Origin of the sequence: Paraliomyxa miuraensis (assembly GCF_026337845.1) — a bacterium.
GTDB classification, from domain to species: domain Bacteria; phylum Myxococcota_A; class Polyangia; order Nannocystales; family Nannocystaceae; genus Paraliomyxa; species Paraliomyxa miuraensis.
In genome coordinates, this window is the sequence record NZ_JAOVZF010000156.1 from 423,088 (window position 1) to 446,126 (window position 23,039).

Genomic DNA, 23,039 nt, shown 5'->3' on the forward strand with positions numbered 1-23,039 from the left:
TGATGGGATGGCCAGCGCTCTCGGGGCGAGCTACGGGCAGCCGGCCCCGGGCAGGTTCGCCGGGTCGTGGTACCAGGCGCCGTTCGTGCCCTGGTAGAGCGTGAACGCGGTGTTCATGCCGTAGATCGAGAACAGCGCGACGTAGGTGATGTCGGCCGCTCCGTAGCCGCCCGGGTGGACGCCGAAGCGCGAGAAGTGCCCGCTGATGGTGGCCGTCACCGCGTTCACCCATGGCTCGCACGGCTCCTCGCCACCGGCGGTGGTGCCCGCGTCGTCGCCTGCATCATCACCGGCGGTGGTGCCCGCGTCGTCGCCTGCATCATCACCACCGGCGGTGGTGCCCGCGTCGTCGCCTGCATCATCACCGGCGGTGGTGCCTCCATCGTCACCGCTGGTGGTGCCTCCATCGTCGTCACCGGTCGTGCCCCCACCGCCGGTGTCACCACCATCGGTGTCACCACTACCGCCCATGCCTGCGTCGTGCTCCACCCGGCGGTTGCCACTGGTGAACAGGTCGGCGAGCACCGCGGCGAAGTCGACCCCTTGCCGCGCGACGAAGGAGATCTCGTAGCCCGAGCCCGAGCCGGCCGGCCACGCGTGGCCCATCCCGGTGGCGGAGATCGAGGCCACGCGCGTCCCGTGCTCATCGGTTCGTACCGAGCCGGTCCCGGCCGGCTGGTAGCCAGGAAGGCTCTCCACGGCCAGGCTCGCCGTTCCCAGTGCGCCGCCGCCCGCCGCGTCGGCGTAGATGTTGGCGAACACCTGGGCGTTGAGCGTGGCGTAGCCCTGCGCGACGGTGTAGTCGTTCGTGCCGCTGATCACGGCCGCGAGCTGGGTATCGAAGTCTCCGGCGTGCGTCCCGGCCAGCGACTCGCACGTGGCCTGGGCCGTTCCGGCGTTGGTGGACACGGAGCTGATCTGGAACGCGGTCGTTCCCACCGTGGGCCCTGCGGCAATGCCCACGCCCGCGAACACGTCGGGGGCGAGGCAGGCCATCACCATCGCCATGCCACCGCCGGATGACAGGCCGGCGATGTACACCTGATCGGGATCGATCCCCAGCGAGGGATCGGCCAGCAGCGCATTCACGTGGCCGAGGATGTCGGCTGCGTCACCGCCGTTGCGGGAGTGCGTGCCGCCGTAGTAGTCCCAGCACCCGAAGTAGACGCCGCCCCCGGCGACGCCCGGCAAGGAGATCACCATGCCGTGCTCCTCGGCGGTGTCGACCCAGTTGCCGTAGGTCTGGAGATTGCCGTAGCTCTGGGAGCAGCCGTGCAGCACCACCAAGAGCGAGCGGCCGTCGCCGATCGTTCCGTTGGCCACCGGGGTGTAGAGGGCACCGCTCAGGCCGCCACGGGCCCCTACGTTCCAGCCGCTTCGAAGCGCGACCTCGAAGTCGGCTTCGTCGACCGGTGCACAGCCGAGTCCCAGGACCATCGCGAAGGTGGCAGACGTCTTCCAGTGCTGCATTGCAGCAAAACCAATACGGGCCTGAAACCACGAATTCAAGGCAATTGTGGCCGAATATGACAGGTCGTTCACTCACATGGTGCTGCGTGGCAACATCGTGTGGCGTGGCCATGGGAGCGGAACGTCGTAGGGTGCTGGCGTGGTGTCCTCGTCCGCTCGTCCTCGGGTTGCCGTCGTCGGTGGCGGCATCGCTGGCCTGTCGTGTGCTCGCGTGCTGCAGGGGCATGGGATCGAGGTGCGGGTGCTCGACAAGGGGCACGAGGAGGGCGGGCGCGTCTGTACGCATGGCACCGAGGACGGGCTGTCGTTCGACCACGGCGCGCAGTACCTGACGATTCGCGATCGGTGGTTTCGCCGGATGCTCGCGCCGCTGATCGAGGGGGGCACGCTGGTCCGCTGGACGGGTCGGCTGGCGGTGGCGGGGCCCGACGGGGTACGGCCGCTCTCGGACGGGGAGGAGCGCTGGATCGCGACGCCGACGATGAGCGCGCTGCCGCGGGCGCTGGCCGAGGGACTGACGGTCGACACCAGCGTGCGCGTGACGGGGATGCGCCGCGAGGGTTCTCGATGGTCGCTCGAGCACGAGCACGGGCTCTACGATGGCTTCGATCGGGTGGTGCTCGCGATTCCGGCGGGGCAAGCGGCGGAGCTGATGCGCGAGCACCCCGGCTTGGCCGGGCTGCGCTCGGCGGCCGAGGCGGTGGTGATGGAGCCGTGCTGGACGCTGATGCTGTACATGCCCGGTGTGTTCCCCACGGGCTACGACGCTGCGTTCGTGGAGGGCTCACCGCTCTCGTGGGCGATGCGTCAGTCGAGCAAGGCGGGGCGGCCTTCGTACGAGGCGTGGGTGCTGCACGCGACGGCGACGTGGACGCGGGCGCACTGGGACGATCACCACCTCGATGTGACCGAGGCGATGCTCGAGGCCTGGCACGAGCGCGGCGGGCCGAGCCCGCGCGCGGTGTCACAGACGATGGCGCATCGCTGGCGCCAGGCGGGGGTCGACCCGCACGCGCGTCCGCGCTCGCTGGGCGACGACGAGGCGGGGGTGGCGTTGGCGGGGGACTGGCTGGGGGGCGGTCGCGTGGAGGGGGCGTTCCTCAGCGGCCGCAAGGCGGCGGCGGGGGTGCTGCGCTCACTGAGGTGAACGAGCCACCCACGACATGCACGGGAGGTCGTGCATGGATCGGGAGCCTCACATGCTGGTGAGCACGTAGATCGCCATGCCCACGAACGCGACGGCGAGGAGCCCGATCACGAGGAACAGCTTGCTCTGCCCGCCCGCTGGAACTTCGTCGTCGAGGTCGACGTCGGGGGGCGGGGTCACGGTGTTGTGGGTGCCGCTGACGCCGAGTGCGTCGCGGCTCATGGAGGCGGAGCTGTTCATTGCCTCGATTGCGGCCTCGGCCACCGAGTCGGCGGCCTTGGGCTTCTCCTGCATGCGTGCGAGCTCTTGGACGTCGATGAGGCCCGAGCCGGCGCTGCCCTTGGCGGCGGTGGCCAGACGAGCGCCTCGCGGAGGATCGACGGGGGCCGGGGTGGGCTGCCGCTTGTGCGCGGGCTCGGAGCCTCCGTCGCGAATGCCGGCCGCCAGCGAAGGGGCGAGCTGCTTGATGTCGAGCAAGCCCGATTCCTTCTGACTGCCGGGCGCGGGCGTGGCCAGCCGAGCGCGAACCTTCTTCTTGGGATCGGGTGCTTCGGGGAGCTTGTCCCAAGCGACGGGCGCGAGCTTGGGCTCCTCGGGCTTGCCCCACGTACCGTCGCCCAGCGAGTCGCCCTTCTCGTCCTTGAACAGGCTGTCGCTCCAGTCGTTGCCGCTCATCGTCACCATGACTATCGCGTACCCGGAAGCGCCAGGGTAGTCCCGAAGCCGACTGGCCGTTTCGTTGAGGGCTGCGTGTGACGGCGAGACGTGCGGCGATGTGCGAGTGCGAGCGATCTCACCGGATGTGCAGGGCTCCAAGGGCGAGTGCACCGTACCCTGGCCCTGTCGCCCGACACTGTGGTACACGGCGCGGAAGCGTGGTCCGAAAGTTCATCTACGATCCCAGCAGCGAGCGTGTGCGGTTGGTGGCATGGACCACCGCGTCGTATCGGGCGCTGAGCTGGAAGCAGCGGCGATCGCTGGTTTGGGTCGCGGTGCTGCTGGCAATTGGGGGATCGGTGCTGGCCATCGAAGCAGTGTGGCCCCGGGCCGAAATCGCGCCTGCCGCCAGTCCCTAGCGTTGGCCCCTAGGGTACGGCGCCGTCGAGGATCCACGCCTCGATGATCGCGAGTGAACCGGCCGCAAGTCCGCCCACAGGGGCGGGCATGGGGTTGCCGGTCCCACCCACGCTGGCGTGGGTGTCGTGGAGCTTGTGCCAGAGGTAGCTGTCCTCCGGCGAGCCGGGCTCGATCCGATCGAGTGCGGGGACCTGGGTCGAGGGCACGTCCACGAGGTTGGCATGGCCGTCGAGCAGGCTGAGGCCGGCCTCGACTCCGTCGATGTGGCAGCTGCAGCTGGCCTCGAGGATCGGCTCGACGTCGTCGGCGTAGCCGACCGCGGACGCACCCGTGGTGTCGCCGGTGCTCGTGCTCTCGTCGGCGGCCCCGGTGGTGGGGTCGGTGTTGCCGGTGGTCTGGTCGCCGGCGGTCGTGGGGTCGTCACCAGTAGTGGTGGTGGTGGTGGTGGTGGTGGAGCTGGTACCGCCGCTGGTGGTGGTGGTCGTGGTCGCGGCGCTGGGCTCGGCGTCGTCGAGCAGGGCGTAGAAGACGGAGATCCCGTCGTCGAGACCGCTGACGAGCTTGGCCTCGGGGTCGATCCGCAGCACGGGGAGTGGTTCCCATCGCCCGCGATCGGCCTCGTAGTCGTCGATGTCGATCGCTCCCACCGCAAGCCCCGTGGGGTCGTCGGGGAGCTCCTGGCGAATGGTGATGCTGGCGTCGTAGAGCAGCACGGGGTTGGGGCGCACGACGTAGGCCTGCCCGTACACTCCGGGTGGCTCGCCGCTGCGCCGGATGAACAGCTCGACGTCCTCCTCGAGCGCACCGGGAGGGATGGCGAGGGTGAGCACGCCGTCGGTCGAGGTGAGCAGGCCGCCGGAGGGGCCGATGATGGCGTGGGCCACTTCGGGATCCTCGGGCGGATCGGAGCAGCCGACGAGGGCGAGCAGCCACAGGCCGATGCAGGTCCGCCCGATGGCGGCTGGGGTTGCGTTGGACCCGAGCATCGCGTCGGGCGACGGTAGCACGAGGACCTCGACGCGAAGGCACCCCGAGCGCGGCAGGGCATGCGCCAACCACGGCGGGATCCACGGGCAGGGGAACCTTCGTCCGGAGGCGCTGTCCCGTGCCCCCGGATGCGGACCCGCCTGGCCCTTGCCCTGGTCTTGCCGATGGCCGGCTTCGCGCTCGTGCCCGGTTGTGCGCCCACCCAAGCCGAGGATCGCGAGGTGGCGGTCGAGGAGTCCAAGCCGGCGCGGTTCGGCTCGCCGTCGCGGTCTCCCCATGCCCCGCCGGTTCGCCCGAAGGCCCGGTCCTACGCGGGGCCCAGGCCGGTCTGCGGGGAGCTCGTGCTGGAGCCGCTCGAGCGGTGGGATCGCCGCGAGCGGCTCGCGGCAGTGCGCGCGAGCTGGCACCCGCGGGCCGAGTACGGGCGTCCGACCGGGATCCGTCGCGTGAGCGCTCCGGTCTCCGTTCCCGGCTACGAGCTTTGGCAGGTGAAGGTAGAGCACGTGCCCAACGAGCTGCAGCCATGCTGGCTGCGCAGCACGCCGCGGACCGAGGACGACGGCTGGGGCGCCAACGAGTGCGTTCCGGCGGAGCTCATGGTGGATCGGTCTTCGAGAGCAGACCTGCCACGCGATGCCTCGACATGGGCGCGGCTGCTCGGCACCTTCGACGACGCGGCCGCGGTGTTCGCCAGCGAGGCCGAGCTCGATGGCTGCGTGCCGGACCTGCCGCCCGAGGTTCGAGCCAAGGTCCCGCCGCTGGGCCGGGGGCGCATCGCGGGCGGGCAGCACGTGACGTTCGTGGAGTGGATCGACGTGGACGATCTGAGCCTGCTGCTCACCGTGTACGCCACGCTCGAGGAGGGTCGCCTCGATGTGGAGCGCAAGGAGCTGATGCAGATCGACCACCGTGGAGGGACGCGATGACGAGGACGGGAGGCAACCAAACGGCACGGCCCACGCTCGGCCTCGCGCTGCTCATGGGAGCGTTGGTCCTCGGGAGCGGGGGCTGCGTGGAGGTGCCCGAGCCGCTCGAGATCGAGGGTCTCTACGACGAGGTCGACCCGATGATCGCGGTCGAGCCGGGCGAGCGCGGCAAGCCCGACGAGGTGGATGACGAGGCGTCTCCGTGGGACGACGTGGAGCGCGACTACTCCACGTGGCCGCCATCGCCCGAGACCCACCTGGCGCGGATCGGGCTTCGCGAGCTTCGCACCCATGCGCTGTGGCCGACGCCGGTGAGCGAGCCATGCCCCGCGGTGATGTTCGGTGCGCTGGGTCCACGGCTGGCGGGTGGCGATCTGTTCGACCGGATCTCGAGCCGGGTGGAGACGATCGAGCCGCCGCGGCTGACGCTGAGCGCCACGGCGGTGATGGTGCTGCGCGACCACGTGGACGTGCCGGGGCTGCGCCTGGTGGTGGCCTCGAGCACGCCCGGGGCGTGCATGATGGCGTGGCGGCACCTGCACTGCTTTGCGGACGCGCACGAGGCCTACTGTCCCGACGGGACGCTCGGCGATCTCGAGCGCCTGGTTCGCAACCACCACCTCGAGCCGCGCTCGCTCACGGAGGCGGCATGGATGGAGTTGGTGGTGGTGATGACCGAGGTGGGGACGCTGGTGATCGATCCCAGCCTGGTCGGGGAGTGCACCCGAGAGCCGGACGTGACCGCGCTGGCCCCGGAGGTGCGCATCGAGGACGATGCGGTCACCGTGCGCTTGACCTCGATCGATGACCATGGCGATGGCCTGGATCGAACGGTGACGATCGAGCGCGGGGGCGCGGTGCACATGGAGACTCGGGCTCGCTGGACGACGCACGATCATCCCCTGATGGAAGAGTGAGCGGCGCTCGCTGCCAACCGGGACTGGGGGGCTTGCTCGGGTGGGGCCAATTCCGGTAGGAGCGAGCGTCGCTCATGCCCTCGCTCCACCGGCTCGGCCTCTCCCTCCGCACGGCGCGTCACCTCCGGCCGCAGCAGCTCGCGGCGCAGCTGGTGCATCGGGTGCGGGGGCCGGCACGCACGCCTCGCCGGACCATCGCGGAGGGGATCACGGCGTTGTCGGCCTGCCCGAGCCCCTGGGCGCCCTCGCCGGAGGGGCGGCCGGACGCCGAGGGGAGGGTGGCGCTGGTCGGCCGGCCTGCGTACGACCCGCGGCGCATGGGCTGGGAGCCGGGGCAGAGCGCGCTGTGGTCGTACACGCTGCACTACCACGGCTGGCTGAACGAACGCTCGATGAGCCCGGGGCTGGCGGCATCGATCATCGACAGCTGGATCGGGGAGCACCGTGAAGGTGTGGGGTGGGAGCCGTATCCGACGTCGATGCGAGTGCTCCACTGGCTGGGCTGGCTGCACCAGCACGGCGCGGGGCTGCAGGCGCACGCGCGCGAGCGGATGCTGGGCTCGCTGGCGGCGCAGCTCGAGCACTTGGCCGCCCACGTGGAGACGCACATCGATGGGAACCACTTGTGGACCAACCTGGTGGCGCTGACCTGCGCTGGCGCTGCGCTGCGAGGTCCGCTGCCGCAGCGGCTGCTCGAGCGCTTCGGGCCGCGCTCGTTGGCGGTCGTTCGCGAGCAGCTCGCGGGCGACGGGGTGCATGGCGAGCGCACGCCCACCTATCACGTGCTGCTGGCGGAGCAGCTGGCGGTGCTGCTTTCGTATGCGCGGGTGACCCAGCCGCTCTTGGCTGATGCGCTCGAGCCGGCGCTCGATGCCATGGTCGCGGTGCTGCCGGCGTTCACCCATCCCGATGGTGACGTGGCGCTGTGGGGCGACAGCCAGCGCGATGCTCCGGTGACGCCGGCGGGGCTGGTGGCGCGGCTGGGCGGGACGCTGGGGTCGTCGCACGCGGATGCACCGGTCAGCGGATTCGGGCGCCGCTGCTTCGGGCCGCTGTCGCTGCTGTGGAACCGCGGCGGCGTGGGCCTGCCGCACCAGCCCGGTCATGTGCACGCGGATGCGCTGTCGATCGAGCTGAGCGTGGGAGACACGCGCGTGCTGGTCGATGCGGGGGTGGGGACGTACGAGGTGGGGCCCGAGCGTGCCTACGCGCGATCGACTGCGGCCCACAACACGGTGAGCGTGGGAGGTGCCGATCAGCACGAGCTGTGGGCGAGCCATCGCATCGGGGCCCGCGGGCGCACGGAGACCCTGGCGCAGGCCGAGCACCGCCTGGAGGGTCGGGTGTGGGGGCACGACGGGAGCGCGGCGCATCGGCGCGTGATCGAGTACGAGCCGCAGCGCGGCACGTTCGTGGTGGCCGATGCGCTCGAGCCCGGCGGCGGGCCGGCCACGGTGCGGTACTTCGTGCCTGCGAGCCTGCCGCTGACGGTGGACGGTGAGGTGGCGGAGGTGGTGGCCGCGGGCCGGCGGCTGCGGCTGCGTGCGCTGGGGGCCTCGTGGTGTCAGGGTCCCGCCCCTGGCTGGCTGGGCATGGGTCGTCCGGCGTCGCGGGTGTGCTTGTCGCTGCCGCTGCACGGCGACGGAGCACGGGTGGAGATCGGCGTGGTGGACGAGCCCACACGATCCTGACGGGGCATCGGGAAGGCGGTACGATGGCGCCATGGTCTCATCGCGTTCGCTCCAATGGTGGTCTTGCTCTTGCCTGCTGCTCGGTCTGGCGTGTGGTCCCGAGGGGGTCAAGGCGATCGAGGAGACCGACACGGATACGGAGACCGACACCGATGCGGAGACCGAGAGCACGACGAGCGGGAGCACCACGTTCACGACCGCCGGGCCGACCACCGGGCTGACGACCGCCAACACCTCGGATGCGGACGAAACGGCGGAGCCTCCGAGCGCGAGCACCACCGACGACTGCCCCGTGGGGACCGAGAATTGCCTGTGCGACGTCGGAGCCGCGTGCGAGGACGGGCTCTCGTGTGAGGACGGGATCTGCGTGTCCGGTCCCCCTTGCGCGCAGCCCGAGGGCGAGCCCAATGGCGACGAGGCCAGCGCGGTGGAGCTCGCCGACCTCGGCTGCGGCGATCCGCCGGAGACGACCAGCGGGGTGCTCGATGGGGTCGATGCCGACTGGTACACGTTTCATGGCAGTGCGGGCATCGCCTGCTTCGGAGGCCCGAGCGCCCAGGTCACGGCCGATGCCGACGTCGTGCTGTGCATGTACTTCGAGTGCGACGAGGGCAACACGATGGTGCAGTGCTCCCCTCCATCCAACCCCAGCGACTCCCCGGACGGCCGCTCGGGGTGCTGTGGCACCAACGGGGTCGAGGTGGGCTCGGTCGACTGTGGCTTCGGCAACGGCGATTCGGCGCAGGTCTTCGTGCGCGCGACCGCGGTGGACGCGGCCTGCATGGCCTACGAGCTGGAGTACGAGTTCTGACGAACACGGAGCCTCGAGCCCGGCACGGCGGGCACTGGCCGTGCAGGCTCGAGATGCGTGCCGCGAGGACGATGACACCGGGATGTGCACGCTGGCGAAGATCGAGCCGTGGCTCGAGGCCCATGCGCTCTAGCTCACCCTGCGCTTCTTCTTCGTCTTCTTTCCGAACTGGGCGTCGGGATCGAACGTCTTGATCGTGTGGAACCCTATGTTCTCGACCTGGCGCTTCCTCTTCCGCGACAGGTCCTCGAGATCCACCACCTCACCGTGCACGTCGATGATGTCGCCGTCGTCCGTCGTTGCGATTTCGCTGATTCGCTCTGGCGACATCCGCAGCATCCTCCGCGACATTGGGCTCGGTGACCTACGATTGCTGTTCTTCCTCCGTCGAAAGTGCAGGTGGGTTCGCTCGCGAACCGGATTGTTCACGCCGTCATGGGGGCCCAGATCGGGCACGTTCGCGTGAAAGCTGTTCGCTTGCCGCGCGAACTCCCGCTTGCATTTCTGAGCATACGGATGCCTGGCGAAGTCGTCCCTGGCATCCTCGAAGGCCTCCTGGGAAGCCTCGGCGCGCCTCAGTGCTTCATCGGCCTCCCAGGCGTCTCGCTTCCTTCCCTGCTTTCGATACCGATCCCGCATCCCTCGGATCTCGGCGATCCGGTCCCTGCCGGCCTTCACGAACCGTTTGGTCCACCGCTTGAAGTCATCGACGGAGTCTTCATCGTTCCAGAACGCCTCGATGTTTCGTCGAATGTCCGCCCACGACATTCGGTGCGGCATCGCGGCGTTGAACGAGCGCAGGCGAGGCCGGTTGGGATCGACCTGAAACCCTCGGTTGGATGCGTTGTGGTAGTGATAGGCCGACTTCTTCGCGTCCGTGGTGAAGCCGGGGCGCTTCATCAGCTGCATCGAGGCCCACCTCCGCGGCTCCCACGACGGGATCGACTGGACGCTCCGAGCCAGCCGCTCCGCCTCGCTCTCCAGCCGTGGATCTTGCACCACGGCCACGCCACTCCCGAAGGGATTGCTCACCCGGTCCTCTCGTTGCTGCACCACATGTGTCAATTCGTGTGCGATCAACTCGATGCCGGCCGAGGTCCGCGGAGCGTATGCCCCTGGCGCGAAGCAGATGGCGTCTCCCATCGTAAAGGCGGCAGCACCCAGCGCACTGGCCACCGCGTCCTCGTAGATCCTGACCCTCGAGAAGTCAGCGCCGAGGAACCTCCCCATCTGCTCCGCGAGATCATCGTCGAGCGCCCTCCCCGGCCCTGGCAACCGCACTCGCCCCTCGGCCAGCCGCGAGGCCTTGATCCCGCCTTCGGCCCATCGCGCAACCCCTGCGAGCATTGCCACCCGCGGCGCCCCCATCCCCGGCGGGAGCCCTGGCCGAGGGGAAGGACCGAGCATGCCCTTCGCCTGCGCGCTCATCCCGAGCATCTTGGCCGGCATCAGCTCCGGCCGAGGAGCGCGGGCGATGATCCTCCGCTCGACCTGCGTCGCCCCACAACCGTCGAGCCCGAGCCGGTCCACGCCAAAGTAGCCCTGCACGACCAGCCGGAGCCTCGGATTCCAGAACGTGGTCATCGGGGATCGTCTCGCTCGATGGCGAATGTATGAGCACCGGCCGCAGCCCACCAAGAATTCGGCGGCCAGCCCGGTGCACGCGGGCGCGTGCCTGGCAAGCGGAATGTCCGAGGGGCTACTCTCGGGGCGACCGTGACCACCCGTGGTGAAGATCGAACCCAATCCTCTCGGGGTTCGTCGTCGGAGACGAGCACCATGGGCGCGGGCTCTTCACCCGAGCCCGAGCACTCGCAGGCGAGCGCGTCCGCGACCAGCGACGAGCCCACCGAGCTCGGGATGGGGGCCTCGCCTCGCCGCTCGAGCATCGAGCCCACGTGGCCCACGGTCGGTCGCTACCGCCTCTCGGGCCGCCTCGGTGCCGGGGCCATGGGTACGGTCTTCGAGGCGCTCGATCCCTCGCTCGATCGTCCAGTGGCGATCAAGGTGCTGCACGCGGAGATGCCCGCGGCGGCGCGCCATCGCATGCAGCGGGAGGCGACGGCGCTGGCTCGCTTGTCGGATCCCCACGTGGTGCAGGTGTTCGAGGTCGGCGAGGACCATGGCCAGACGTTCATCGCGATGGAGCTGGTGCGCGGCCAGACGCTGGCCGAGTGGGTCCGTCGCGAGCCGAGACCGGCGTGGTTCGAGATCGTCGACGTCTACGCGCAGGCGGGCGCCGGGCTGGCCGCCGCCCATGCGGCCGGGCTGATCCACCGCGACTTCAAGCCCGGCAACTGCATCATGGGTGACGATGGTCGCGTGCGCGTGGTCGACTTCGGGCTCGCCAAGGACGTCGGCCACGAGGACGAGGCGAGCAGCGAGGACGAGCTGGCGACGACGAGCGACACCGTGCTGACGCAGCACGGGATGCTGCTGGGTACGCCGGCCTATATGGCGCCGGAGCTGCTCGGAGGGCAGCCGGGGAGCGCGGCCGGCGACCAATTCGCGCTGTGCGTGAGCCTGTGGGAGGCGCTCCACGGCCAGCGGCCGTTCGTCGGCGACACGCTGGCCGAGCTGACGGTGAGGATCCTGGAGGGCCGGCTCACCGATCCTCCGGCGGGCGCCCGGGTGCCGCGATGGCTGCGGGCGATCGTGCAGCGTGGAATGGACGTCGACCCCGATCACCGCTGGCCCTCGGTGCAGGCCCTGGTCGACGCGCTGCGGCGTGGGAGGGCCCGCGCGCGCTGGCGACGGGGCGCCTGGGCGGCGGGAGTGGTGGCCGTGGCCATCGCCGCGGGGGCGGGGTGGCGCCGCATCGACGAGCACGCGAGGACCCGAGCCTGCGAGGAGGCCGGACGCGAGCTCGAGGCGATCTGGAACGACGAGGCCGCGGCCGGGATGCGAGAGGCGATGATGAGCACGGGCGTGGCCAGGGCCTCGATCACGGCGGACAAGGTGATCCCATGGCTCGATGCCCACGCTGACGCATGGGGGAGTGCGCGCACCGAGGCTTGCCTCCAAGCCGAGGTCCGGGACGCGTGGGATCCCTCGATCCTCGAGCGTGCGCGGTGGTGCCTGGACGAACACCGCGAGGAGTTCGAGGCACTGGTGACCGAACTCGGCAGCGCCCGAGCCGAGACGATCGATGAAGCGGTGGAGGCTGCCTCCCGGTTGGACCGGGTGGATCCATGCGTCGATCCGCTCGTGCTCGCGCACCTGCCCACCCCGCCGCACGACGCCCGCGAGGCGGTGGATGCGGTGCGAGCCGAGCTGGCGCGCTCGAAGGCGCTCTACGCCACACACGACTACGATCGCTCGCTGTCGGTGGCGCGCGAGGCCCTTGCTCGGGCGGAGGCGTTGGCCTGGCCGCCACTGACCGCCGCGGCCAGGCTGCGAGTCGGCGTGGTGCTCGATGAGCAGGACCAGTATGCGGAGGCCGGGCAAGCCTACGAGGACGCATTCTTCGAAGCCGCCAAGGCGGATGCGGTCGTCCAGGCGGCGAAGGCAGCGTCGCTACTCTCCTTCCTCGAGGGTTGCACCCTGGCGCATCCCGCGGTGGGCATGTCGTGGTCGCGCCAGGAGGAGCTGATGATCGCCCGTCTCCCCGATGAAGCGGAGCTGTGGCGTGCATCGCTGCTCAACCGCCGCGGGACGATCCTCGAGTGCGACGGCCACGTCGCGGAGGCCAGGGATCTGATCCAACAGTCGTTCGCGATCAAGGAACGCGTGCTGGGTACCGATCATCCCTGGCTGCCCGCGAGCCTCGCCAACCTGGCCAACACGTACCACGCACTGGGGGACTACGAGCAGTCCAAGGCCCTACGGCAGCGGGTCCTCGCCTTGCTCGAGGCGTCGCGGGGCCCCGAGCATCCCGAAGTCGCAGTCGTGCTCGGCAACCTCGGCGCCACCCATGCCGAGCTGGGGGAGTTCGCCGAGGCCGAGGTGCTGACCCAGCGAGCCGTCGAAATCGACGAGCGGGTGTTCGGCCCCAACCACACCAACGTGGCCAGGCATCTCGAGAACCTTGCGGCGTTCCGCCAGATGCTGGGCAAGCCCGAGCTGGCGATGCCGTCGTACGAGCGCGTGCTGGCGTTCTACGAGAGTCAGCTGGATCCCGACCACCCCCGAGTGGCCGCCGTCTTGACCAAGATGGCGCTGATCGAAGGCACCATGGGTTCCCACGCCAAGGCCGTGGAGATGCTCGAGCGAGCCCTTCGCATCCGTGAGGCCGCGCTGGGGCCCATGCACCCCGACGTCGCCATCGTATTGGTCAACCTCTCCATGATTCGGCTCGAGCTCGGTGATGCGGTCGGAGCCCGAGAGTCGGGCGAGCGTGCGCTGGCGATCCAAGAGGCTGCGCTGGGGCCCGACCATCCCAGCGTTGGGGGCACCCTCATCAACCTCGCCAGCAGCGCGATCGCGGAGGGAGACCACGCGACGGCCGAGGGGTTGCTCGAGCGAGCACGCGAGGTCTTCGAGCGCGCGCTCGGCCCCGAGCACCCCCACGTGGCGCTGTGTCTGTCCGGCCTCGCGGTGGTCTACCGAAACACCGAGCGACTCGACCAGGCCCACAAGGCATTGGAGCGTGCGCTCCCCATCGTGGAGCGCGCGTTGGGGCCCGACCACCCGAACGCGGCGGACATTCGGATCGACATCGCCGCCGTGGCCACGGACCAGGGCCGACCGGACGAGGCCATCGGCGCGGCCCAGGCGGCGATCACCGCGCTGGAAGCCCATGGCGGCGATGCGACCGACCTCGCCATGGCACGCTTCGAGCTGGCCCGAGCACAGTGGGCAACCGGTCGCGACCGGGTCCGTGCACGCGCGCTGGCCGAGCAGGCCCGGGACACGTGCCGCGAGCGGGGCGACACCGGAAGGTGCGTGCTGGCGACGATCGAGCCGTGGCTCGAGGCCCATGCGCAGTAGCTCGTCTTGCATGGCTGGCAAGCGGAATGTCCGAGGGGCTACCCTCGGTGCGGCCGTGACCACCCGTGGTGAAGATCGAACCCAGCCCTCTCGGGGTTCGTCGCCGGAGACGAGCACCATGGGCGTGGGCTCTTCACCCGAGCCGGAGCCGGAGCCGGAGGACTCGTACGCGAGCGCGTTTGCGACCAGCGACGAGCCCACCGAGCTCGGGATGGCGACCTCGGCTCGCCGGTCGAGCATCGAGCCCACGTGGCCCACGATCGGTCGCTACCGCCTGTCGGGTCGGCTGGGCGCCGGGGCCATGGGCACGGTCTTCGAGGCGCTCGATCCCTCGCTCGATCGTCCGGTGGCGATCAAGGTGCTGCACGCGGAGATGCCCGTGGCGGCGCGGCATCGCATGCAGCGGGAGGCGACGGCGCTGGCTCGCCTGTCGGATCCCCACGTGGTGCAGGTGTTCGAGGTGGGGGAGGACCACGGGCAGACGTTCATCGCGATGGAGCTGGTGCGGGGGCAGACGCTGGCGGAGTGGATCCGTCGCGAGCCGAGACCGGCGTGGTCGGAGATCATCGACGTGTACGCGCAGGCGGGTGCCGGGCTGGCCGCGGCGCATGCGGCGGGACTGGTGCATCGGGACTTCAAGCCCGGCAACTGCATCATGGGCGACGACGGTCGGGTGCGGGTGGTGGACTTCGGGCTGGCCAAGGACGTGGGGCAGGAGGACGAGGCGAGCAGCGAGGACGACGAACTCACGGCGACGACCGACGCCGCACTGACGCAGCACGGGATGCTGCTGGGAACGCCGGCCTACATGGCGCCGGAGCTGCTGGGAGGGCAGCCGGGGAGTGCGGCCGGGGATCAATTCGCGCTGTGCGTGAGCCTTTGGGAGGCGCTCCACGGTCAGCGGCCGTTCGTCGGCGACACGCTGGCGGAGCTGACGGTGAGGATCCTGGACGGCAGGATCGCCGAGCCCCCCGAAGCTGCCCGGGTGCCGCGATGGCTGCGGGCGATCGTGGAGCGAGGCATGTCGGTCGAGCCGGCGCGTCGATGGCCTTCGATGGAGGCCCTGGTCGATGCGCTCGCCCATGGGCGAGCCGGGGTGCGACGGCGAGCCCTGGGGTGGGCGCTGGGGGTGGTCGCCGCCACCGCGGCCGCGATCGTGGGATGGCGACACCACGAGGAGGTCGCACGCATCGAGGCCTGCGACCGCGCGGGACGGGAGGTCGACGAGGTGTGGAACGCCGACGTCGCCCGGTCCGTTCGCGAGGCGCTGACGAGCACGGGCATGGCCCGAGCGGAGATCACGGCCGACAAGCTGACTCCGTGGCTCGAGGCGCAGGCCGGGGCCTGGGCGGCGGCGCGCACCGAGGTCTGCCTGGGCGCAGAGGTCGAAGGTACCTGGGATGCCGATGCCCTCGAGCGCGCGCAGTGGTGCCTCGAAGAACGCCGCGCGGAGCTCGAGGCGTTCATCACCGAGCTCGGCGCGGGGCGGCCCGAGACGGTCGACGACGCGGTGTGGTCGGCATCGAACCTGCGGCGCGTGGAGCCCTGTCGGGATCGGGTGGATGTCTCACGACTGGCGCTGCCACCCGAGGAGAGCCGCGAGACGGTTCGAAGCATACGAGCCGAGCTGTTGCGCGCCTCGTCGCAGTGGGCCGCCTTGGAGCACGAACGGGCGATCGAGATCAATCGCGAGGCGGTGGTTCGTGCCGAGGCGCTGGCTTGGCCCCCGCTGGTCGCCGAGGCCCACCTCTACGAGGCCGGGCTGCTCGAGCGGCAGGGCAAGTACGCCGAAGCGGGGCAACGTTACGAGGACGCGTTCTTCGAAGCGGCCCATGCCTCGGCAACGGAGGAGGCGGCGACCGCCGCGGGCAACCTGGTGGAGATGGCGCGGGCACAGCAGCGCCTTGCCGACGCCGTTCGTTGGTCACGCCACGAGGATCTCTGGGTGTCGCACCTACCCGACGTTGCGGGCCTGTGGCGCGCACAACAGCTCGATCGCCTGGCGACGGTCCTTCACGACGAGGGCAAGCTCGCCGAGGCCAAGGCCACCGTGGAGGAGGCGATCGCCATCGCGGAGAAGGAGCTGGGCCCCACCCACGTCAAGGTTGCGGTCTTCCTCGGTCACCTCGCCATCGTGCACAAGGGCATGGGCGAGCTCTCGCGGGCCCGGGCATTGCTCGAGCGTGCGATCCGGATCGAGGAGCAGGCGCTGGGCCCCGAGCATCCGCAAGTGGGAGGAAGCCTCAACAACCTCGGCAACATCCTCCTGACTCAGGGCAACGACGCCGAGGCCATCGAGGTCCTCGAGCGTGCGATCCGGATCGCGGAGCAGGCCAAGGGTGTCGATCACATCGACGTGGCCGCGCCGCTCTCCAATCTCGCGCTCATCCACCGCAAGACCGGCGACACCGAGCGGGCCATCGCCCTGTACGAGCAGGAGCTGTCGATCCTCCGGGCCACGATGGGCCCAAACCACCCCGAGGTCGCCCGCGGACTCGCCAATCTCGCCAATTGCTACGCCGATCAGGGAGAGACGGAGCGGGCGCACGCGATCCGTGAGCAGGTGGTGCCGATCCTGCAAGAGGCGTTGGGCCCCGAGCATCCCGACGTGGCGATCGCCCTCATCAATGTGGCCGACACCACGCGCAAGCAGGGGCGGCTGGATGAGGCCCGTGCCCAGCTCGAGCAGGCGCTGCGGATCTTCGAGAAGGCACTGGGTTCCGAGCATCTCCTGCTGGGCACCCCGCTGCAGGGCCTGGCGCTCATCGCACTGTCGCAAGACCGTGCCGCCGATGCGGTGGCGGCGTCCGAGCGGGGGCTGCGAGTGATGGAGGCCGCGGGGATCGATCCCGCATCCACGGCCCAGGCGCGCTTCGTCCTGGCCCGGGCGCTCGACGCAGCCGGGCAGGATTCCGCACGCGCACGGGCGCTGGCCGAGCAAGCGCTCGCGACGCATCGGGAGCGCGGGATGGATGCCGAGGTGAAGCGCGTGGAGCAGTGGCTGGCCGAGCGAGCGGAGTGAGTGCGGACGACGTGGTGGATGACGCCGCGCGTCCCTCGGTCTGGTCGGTGAACAAAAACGGCGACCAACGTTACTCCCTTGCGAGCGGGGAGGCTGCCCCTCGCACGAACCCAGACCCAAGGATCACGACCCATGACCGCTCGCGCCAGCTCCACGCTCAGCCTTCGCATCATCCAGTGCCTCGCCGGCATCACGCTCGCGGCGTCGGCGACCGCCTGTGACACGGAGGCGGAGGATCAGCGCGTCACCGAGCGTAGCGGCACGACCAGTGACCCGGTGGAGACGCTGGCCGACGCGCTGAGCTGCGTCGAGGGCTACGCCATGTCCGGCACCTGCGACTGGGGTCACTGGACCGAGATCTATCTCACCTGTGACACCTACGCCTTCGACGCCATGGACGACGACGACTACCTGCTCGACATCGTCCAGGCCGGTGACTGCACCGCCGCCAACTGGCCGTCGTATGCGGGGATCATCGAGTACCGCGACTCGGCGCCGCAGACCGTGAGCGAGTCAGCCGATTGCGTGTCGCAGTTCGCTTCGCTCGACAGCTGCGACTGGGGGCACTGGACGGAGATGCACCTGACCTGTGACACCTACGCCTTCGATGCCATGGACGACGACGACTACCTGCTCGACATCGTGCAGGCCGGCGAGTGCACCGAGGCCAACTGGCCGTCGTATGCGGGGATCATCGAGTACCGTGACTCGGCGCCGCAGACCGTGAGCGAGTCTCTCGATTGCGTGTCGCAGTTCGTGTCGCTCGACAGCTGCGACTGGAGTCACTGGACGGAGATGTACCTGACCTGTGACACCTACGCGTTCGATGCCATGGACGACGACGACTACCTGCTCGACATCGTCCAGGCCGGCGAGTGCACCCAGGCCAACTGGCCTCAGATCGCCGCTCTCATCCACTATCGCGCACAGCCGCCTCTGATCCTCGATGGCCTGGTCGCCGACGTCGACGAGAGCGTCGTGCCCGTGAGTTTCGACGAGACCTTCGCCGGCACGCCGGCGGTGTTCGCCGCGATGCAGACCCTCGATGGGATCGACCCCTCCGACACGAGGCTCGGCGCCATCGACACCTCGGGCTTCGACGTCTTCATCCAAGAGGAGCAGTCCCGCGACAGCGAGGTCGGGCACGCCCATGAGCTCGTCGGCTACCTGGCCCTGGAGCCTGGAGTCATCATCGACGAGGATGGCTACACGGTCGGCGAGGTCGGCACGCTGAGCCTCACCCAGGACGACGCGGGGGAGTGGTTCACGCTCGACGGCTACCTCGGCAGCTACGGCGACCCGGTCGTCATCATGATGACCAACAGCGTCAACGGCAGCCACGCCTCCCACATCCGCCTGGACGACGTGACCTCCGAGTCGTTCTCGTACCAGCTCGAAGAGTGGGACTACCTCGACGGCACCCACGCGACGGAGACGGCGGTCTATCTGATCGTGGAGGCTGGCGCCCACATCCTGCCCGACGGCACCCTGCTCCAGGCCACGACCCAGATGATCGACCATGGCGCGCAGGCGGTCTCCTTCCCCGCGAGCCCCGCCGCCCCGCCGGTGGTCCTGAGCCAGACGCAGACGGTCAACGGCGGGTCGTCGGTGGTCACTCGCCAGAATGGCGTCTCGACCAGCGGCGTGGTGGTTCGCCTGCAGGAGCAGGAAGCGGACAACGGCACGCACAACGCCGAGAGCGTCGCGGTGGTCAGCTACGGCGGTTGATGTTCGAGGGGTGGGGCGGGGATGGGGAGGGGCCCTGCGCGCGTCAGTCGTGGTGCGCCGTTTCCGCCAAATCGGCAAACGTTTGCCGATTTGGCGGAAGGGGCGCAGAGGCTCGGGGGTCCAAAGCAGTCCATGACCCGGGGCGCGCCTTCCATCCGGTCATGGGCGGCTGGGGGCGGTCATGGGAGGGGCGACCCCTGGTCATGGGAGGGGCGACCCCTGGTCATGGGCGGCAGGGAGTGGTCATGGGAGGGGCGACCCCTGGTCATGGGCGGCCGGAAGCGGTCATGGAAGCGGCGACCCCCGGTCATGGGCGGCCGGAAACGGTCATGGGAGCGGTGACCCCGGTCATGGACGGGTGGGGTCATTCGCACGAGCTGTAGATCTCCAGGTCGACGTCGAGATCCTGCCCTTCGGGCCACTCGATCTCGATCACGTAGTGCCCCTCGCCGAAGAGCGGGAGCCTCACGACCTCCGAAGACTCGACGGGCCCTACCCACGGCACCGGGCACCCACCGCCGCACCGCCGCACCATCATCCCTGCTCCCTCGGCAGGGGTCGCCTTGAACACGAAGGTGAAACCCGAGAGAGCCTCGATGGGGATCGTCGTCCACTGCCGCCCGAAGCGAGGACCCACCACGTCCTCGTCACCGCACGAGAAGCGCCGCCGCACGACCAGCGGCTCGTCCGATTCGCAGAGCGATCGAGCCGGGGTGAAGGTGCACTCCCCGAAGGCTGCTCGATACTGGCGTTGAGAACACTTGGGATAGTTGGCCTCGTAGTCCTCCGCGAGTGCCTCGAGGTCTTCGCCGTAGACCGCGACCAGAGCGTCGTCGAACGCCGCGAGGCTCGATTGGTAATTGGTGCGACGCGACAGCTCCAGGAAGGATTCCTCGCCGTAGACATCGACGAGGTACGCGACGAAGTGACCGGCCTTTGGATAGAAGGGGAACTCGAACGCGTTGCCCTGCGCCGCGAGCTCGAGCAGGTCGCCCTGCAGCGGTCCGCGGATGTCCGCATCATCGCCCCAGTATTCCGCGGCTCCTTCCTCGATCAGGGGATACGAGAAGCCGATGGCGGAGCGGGCGACGTGGACGATCTCGTGATCGAGAGGGGCGACCGGCGAATAGGCTGCCGTGCCATCGGCGCAACCATAGGCGCCGGATCTACAGGGGGTGTCGTACTCGTCGACGTCGCCCTCGAGCAGGTAGTAGATGGGCCAGCCCGGCGGCGCTGCGCCGAGCTGCTCGGACAGGGCGCCGAGCAAGTGATCCATATAGGGCGCCGTTCCGCCGCATAGCGGGGTCTCGACATCGGTGGCCAGGCGCAGGTGCTCTCCCTCCCAGGAGACGGGAGGTAGCTCCCGCGCCGCCGGATCGCTGCACCCGCTGGCCGTGATGCAAAGGGTCGAAGAGCAGAACCCGGCAACGAACCGCATTCTTGGAGACACGTTAGCACCTCGGGCACGCGTTCTTGGAATCGCCTCGCGCGCCTCTTTCCGAAGTAGGCCACGCGAGGTCATGCACACGCTCCAGCGATCTACTGGTCCCCCGATTGAGGCGGAGGGGACGCCCACGCAGCAGCGTCGATGGTCAAGGTCCAGTCGTTGCCATCCTGGTCGACGTAGCCGATCCCGAACGGCGGCATCACCCAGCCGCTCTCGGATGCTTGAAGGACGATCGTCGTGGTGTTCGTGGTGGCCAACGAGTAGTTGCCGAACGCGGTGTGACCCGACAACGAGAACAGCGCCGCCCCCGGCGGGATCTCGTACGTGCTGCCCTCCGCGATCCCGTCAACCGGGCTGAACAGCGAGATGGTGTACTCCTCGACCCCGACCGACGCGCTCCCGCTCGCCACCGAGGCAGCGCCAACGGAGTGGAGTTGAAGGCCCTCGAGCCGCCACTGGCCCGGTTCGGTCTGGAGGTTGGCCGACAGGGACGAGCACCCCTTGCCCTGGCAGCCCGTAGCCATGGAGGCCAGCCCGGCGCTGCCCGTGACGGCGATGCCGTCGAGCTCGGGTCCCGTCAGGTTCACCGTCCCGTCGGCAAGAATGAGCTTGGTCCAACCCGGCTCCTGTGGCCCGATTTCGAGCGGGATGTGGGTATCGTTGTCGTGCAGGTTGACGCAGGACTCTCCCACTTCGGGTTTGTCGACATCGACGACCTCCACATGGCCGATTCTCACGTACGGGTTGTGGATGAGGCCGTGCTTGGTCTCGCTGAGCGACCAGGTCACGTCTTCGATCAACGACGATGGATCCTCGGTGCAGTCGAAGGAAATCAATCCTGTGTGAAGAATGAAGGTGTCCGTGCACTCGAGGATCGAGGTCGAGAGGTTGAGCCAGTCGCGTAGCTGGGCGAGCGAGGGCTTGATGAGGGCATGTGCCGGGGGGACTTCGTTGCGAACTTCCTCGACCTTGGTCCCCAATCCCACGCACATCTGTTGCACTGCATCCACGTAGCACGCCCACAGATGCTGGTTGACGTCACCGTCCGGGCAGTTGGGCGCCTCGACCAGCGGGCCGCAGCACGCGGCCACGAAGGGCTTCTCGTAGGAGTCGCCCGAGTCTGGGTAGCCGAACGAGACCGCGTAGGAACTCTCCTCGGCGCCGTCGGCTCCGAAGTAGGCGTGGAATTGCCCCTTGCACTGATAGCTCTCTCCAACGAGTCCACCGTCGTTCGCCTCGATGATGCACTGCCCCGGGCCCGGCTCATCATCCCCGCCGGTGTCACCGTCGGTGCCGGCGCTCCCGACGGGTGGAATATCCGGAGAACTCGGCGCTCCACAGCCGCTTGCGACGGCTGCGGCCAGAACGATGAGTAGAATGGGTCGGTAATTCTCCGCTGCGAGTTGCAGATTGACGATCACGGTTGGTCCTCCAGGAAGCACCCGCTAGTGCCAGTGGGCCGTCTCTCTCGACGAGACAGCATTCCTTCCCATTTAGCCTCGTCGCTCGCGGACACGCGCTCGCAAGATGAGCGCCGACGTCAACGAGCCCTCCGGCCAGATCAGCGACCAAGGGGACGGTTTTCCACGGGTGACGGGTGATGCGATGATTCGAAACAGGCCGCCGCCCCTCTTGTTCGTGGGCGGCTCTACGAGCTCTACCTACTCTGCGGCGATCGGACGTCACCACCGGGGAACCATGAATTTCGAATCCCGAGAGTGGATGGACTCCGCGGGTCGGCTGCCCGAGCCAGCCATGGGCCAGGGGTCACGCGCACGAGCTGTAGATCTCCAAATCGACCTCGATCTCCTGTCCCTCTGGCCACTCGATCTCGATCACGTAGCGCCCCTCGTCGAGTGGTGCGATCCTCGTGGTCTCGGAGGGCTCGAGCGGACCCACTGCGGACGGGGGGCACCCTCCACCGCACCGTCGTATCGTCAGCTCCACGCCTTCCACGAGGTCCGCCTGGAACAAGAAGACGAGACCCGCGGACGGAAGGTCGATGGGGATCGTCGTCCACTGCCGCCCGAAGCGAGGACCCAGCACGTCCTCGTCACCGCACGAGAAGCGCCGTCGCACGACCAGCGGCTCGTCCGATTCGCAGAGCGATCGAGCCGGGGTGAAGGTGCACTCCCCGAAGGCCGCTCGATACTGGCGTTGAGAACACTTGGGATAGTTGGCCTCGTAGTCCTCCGCGAGTGCCTCGAGGTCTTCGCCGTAGACCGCGACCAGAGCGTCGTCGAACGCCGCGAGGCTCGATTGGTAGTTGGTGCGACGCGACAGCTCCAGGAAGGATTCCTCACCGTAGACATCGAGGAGGTACGCCACGAAGTGGCCCGCCTTTGGATAGAAGGGGAACTCGAACGCGTTGCCCTGCGCCGCGAGCTCGAGCACGTCGCCCTGCAGCCGTCCGCGGATGTCCGCATCATCGCCCCAGTATTCGGCGGCTCCTTCCTCGATCAGGGGATACGAGAAGCCGATGGCGGAGCGGGCGACGTGGACGATCTCGTGATCGAAGGGGGCGATCGGCGAATAGGCTGCCGTGCCATGGCCGCAGCTATAGTCCCCGGCACCGCAGGGGGTATCGTACTCGTCGACGTCGCCCTCGAGCAGGTAGTAGATGGGCCTTCCCGGGGGCGCTGCGCCGAGTTGCTCGCCCAGCGCGCCGAGCAGGTGATCCATGTAGGGCGCCGTCCCGCCGCATAGCGGGGTTTCGACATTGGTGGCCAGGCGCAGGTGCTCTCCCTCCCAGGAGACGGGAGGCAACTCCCGGCCCGCCGGATCGCTGCACCCGCTGGCCGTGATGCAAAGGGTCGAAGAGCAGAACCCGGCAACGAACCGCATTCGTAGAGTCACGTTAGCATCCTCGGGTACGCATTCTTGCAAT

15 protein-coding genes are annotated in these 23,039 nt (G+C 69.1%); 8 read left to right on the forward strand and 7 right to left on the reverse strand.

Going from position 1 to position 23,039, the window contains the following annotated elements; translation table 11 throughout:
• Positions 1-30: 30 nt before the first annotated feature.
• Positions 31-1,437 carry an extracellular catalytic domain type 1 short-chain-length polyhydroxyalkanoate depolymerase gene (locus tag OEB96_RS27270; RefSeq protein ID WP_266219682.1) on the reverse strand — a complete coding sequence of 469 codons (1,407 nt, stop codon included), beginning with the start codon at positions 1,435-1,437 and terminating at the stop codon, positions 31-33.
• Positions 1,438-1,609: 172 nt separating this feature from the next.
• On the opposite strand from OEB96_RS27270, the gene OEB96_RS27275 reads away from it, so the two are divergent.
• Positions 1,610-2,617, forward strand: a complete 1,008-nt coding sequence (locus OEB96_RS27275) for an NAD(P)/FAD-dependent oxidoreductase (protein WP_266219683.1) — start codon at positions 1,610-1,612, stop codon at positions 2,615-2,617.
• Positions 2,618-2,665: 48 nt separating this feature from the next.
• Here the strand turns inward: OEB96_RS27275 and OEB96_RS27280 are convergent, their stop codons facing one another.
• Both OEB96_RS27280 and OEB96_RS27285 read right to left on the reverse strand, forming a co-directional pair.
• Positions 2,666-3,301: a hypothetical protein gene (locus OEB96_RS27280; RefSeq protein ID WP_266219684.1), complete on the reverse strand. Its 636-nt coding sequence runs from the start codon at positions 3,299-3,301 to the stop codon at positions 2,666-2,668.
• Positions 3,302-3,702: 401 nt separating this feature from the next.
• Positions 3,703-4,680 carry a hypothetical protein gene (locus OEB96_RS27285; protein ID WP_266219685.1) on the reverse strand — a complete coding sequence of 326 codons (978 nt, stop codon included), beginning with the start codon at positions 4,678-4,680 and terminating at the stop codon, positions 3,703-3,705.
• Positions 4,681-4,809: 129 nt separating this feature from the next.
• Here OEB96_RS27285 and OEB96_RS27290 point away from each other — a divergent pair, with 129 nt between their 5' ends.
• From OEB96_RS27290 to OEB96_RS27305, 4 genes are all read left to right on the forward strand, one after another.
• Entirely contained in the window at positions 4,810-5,607 is a 798-nt protein-coding gene (locus tag OEB96_RS27290) for a hypothetical protein (RefSeq protein WP_266219686.1), read from the forward strand.
• Entirely contained in the window at positions 5,604-6,524 is a 921-nt protein-coding gene (locus tag OEB96_RS27295) for a hypothetical protein (protein ID WP_266219687.1), read from the forward strand. Before OEB96_RS27290 ends, OEB96_RS27295 begins: the two co-directional genes overlap by 4 nt.
• 74 nt (positions 6,525-6,598) lie before the next feature.
• Complete coding sequence (locus tag OEB96_RS27300) at positions 6,599-8,215, forward strand: heparinase II/III domain-containing protein (RefSeq protein WP_266219688.1); 1,617 nt, start codon at positions 6,599-6,601, stop codon at positions 8,213-8,215.
• A gap of 31 nt (positions 8,216-8,246) precedes the next feature.
• Positions 8,247-9,026, forward strand: coding sequence for a hypothetical protein (locus OEB96_RS27305; RefSeq protein WP_266219689.1), 780 nt, complete (start codon positions 8,247-8,249; stop codon positions 9,024-9,026).
• 129 nt (positions 9,027-9,155) lie between these two features.
• Here the strand turns inward: OEB96_RS27305 and OEB96_RS27310 are convergent, their stop codons facing one another.
• Positions 9,156-10,610, reverse strand: coding sequence for an eCIS core domain-containing protein (locus OEB96_RS27310; protein WP_323137435.1), 1,455 nt, complete (start codon positions 10,608-10,610; stop codon positions 9,156-9,158).
• A gap of 195 nt (positions 10,611-10,805) precedes the next feature.
• Between OEB96_RS27310 and OEB96_RS27315 the strand changes: the two genes are divergently transcribed.
• The 3 genes from OEB96_RS27315 to OEB96_RS27325 all read left to right on the forward strand — a co-directional run bounded on the left by OEB96_RS27315 (position 10,806) and on the right by OEB96_RS27325 (position 18,705).
• Positions 10,806-13,955: a serine/threonine-protein kinase gene (locus OEB96_RS27315; RefSeq protein ID WP_266219690.1), complete on the forward strand. Its 3,150-nt coding sequence runs from the start codon at positions 10,806-10,808 to the stop codon at positions 13,953-13,955.
• Positions 13,956-14,010: 55 nt separating this feature from the next.
• Positions 14,011-16,977, forward strand: a complete 2,967-nt coding sequence (locus OEB96_RS27320) for a serine/threonine-protein kinase (RefSeq protein WP_266219691.1) — start codon at positions 14,011-14,013, stop codon at positions 16,975-16,977.
• A gap of 132 nt (positions 16,978-17,109) precedes the next feature.
• Positions 17,110-18,705, forward strand: coding sequence for an H-type lectin domain-containing protein (locus OEB96_RS27325; protein ID WP_266219692.1), 1,596 nt, complete (start codon positions 17,110-17,112; stop codon positions 18,703-18,705).
• A gap of 364 nt (positions 18,706-19,069) precedes the next feature.
• On the opposite strand, the gene OEB96_RS27330 is transcribed toward OEB96_RS27325, so the two are convergent.
• The 3 genes from OEB96_RS27330 to OEB96_RS27340 form a co-directional block, all read right to left on the reverse strand.
• Positions 19,070-20,143, reverse strand: coding sequence for a gluzincin family metallopeptidase (locus OEB96_RS27330; protein ID WP_266219693.1), 1,074 nt, complete (start codon positions 20,141-20,143; stop codon positions 19,070-19,072).
• Between the two features lie 101 nt (positions 20,144-20,244).
• Positions 20,245-21,573: a hypothetical protein gene (locus OEB96_RS27335; protein WP_266219694.1), complete on the reverse strand. Its 1,329-nt coding sequence runs from the start codon at positions 21,571-21,573 to the stop codon at positions 20,245-20,247.
• A 346-nt stretch (positions 21,574-21,919) separates the two neighbouring features.
• On the reverse strand, positions 21,920-23,008 hold the full coding sequence (locus OEB96_RS27340) for a gluzincin family metallopeptidase (protein ID WP_266219695.1): 1,089 nt from the start codon (positions 23,006-23,008) through the stop codon (positions 21,920-21,922).
• Positions 23,009-23,039 lie beyond the last annotated feature (31 nt).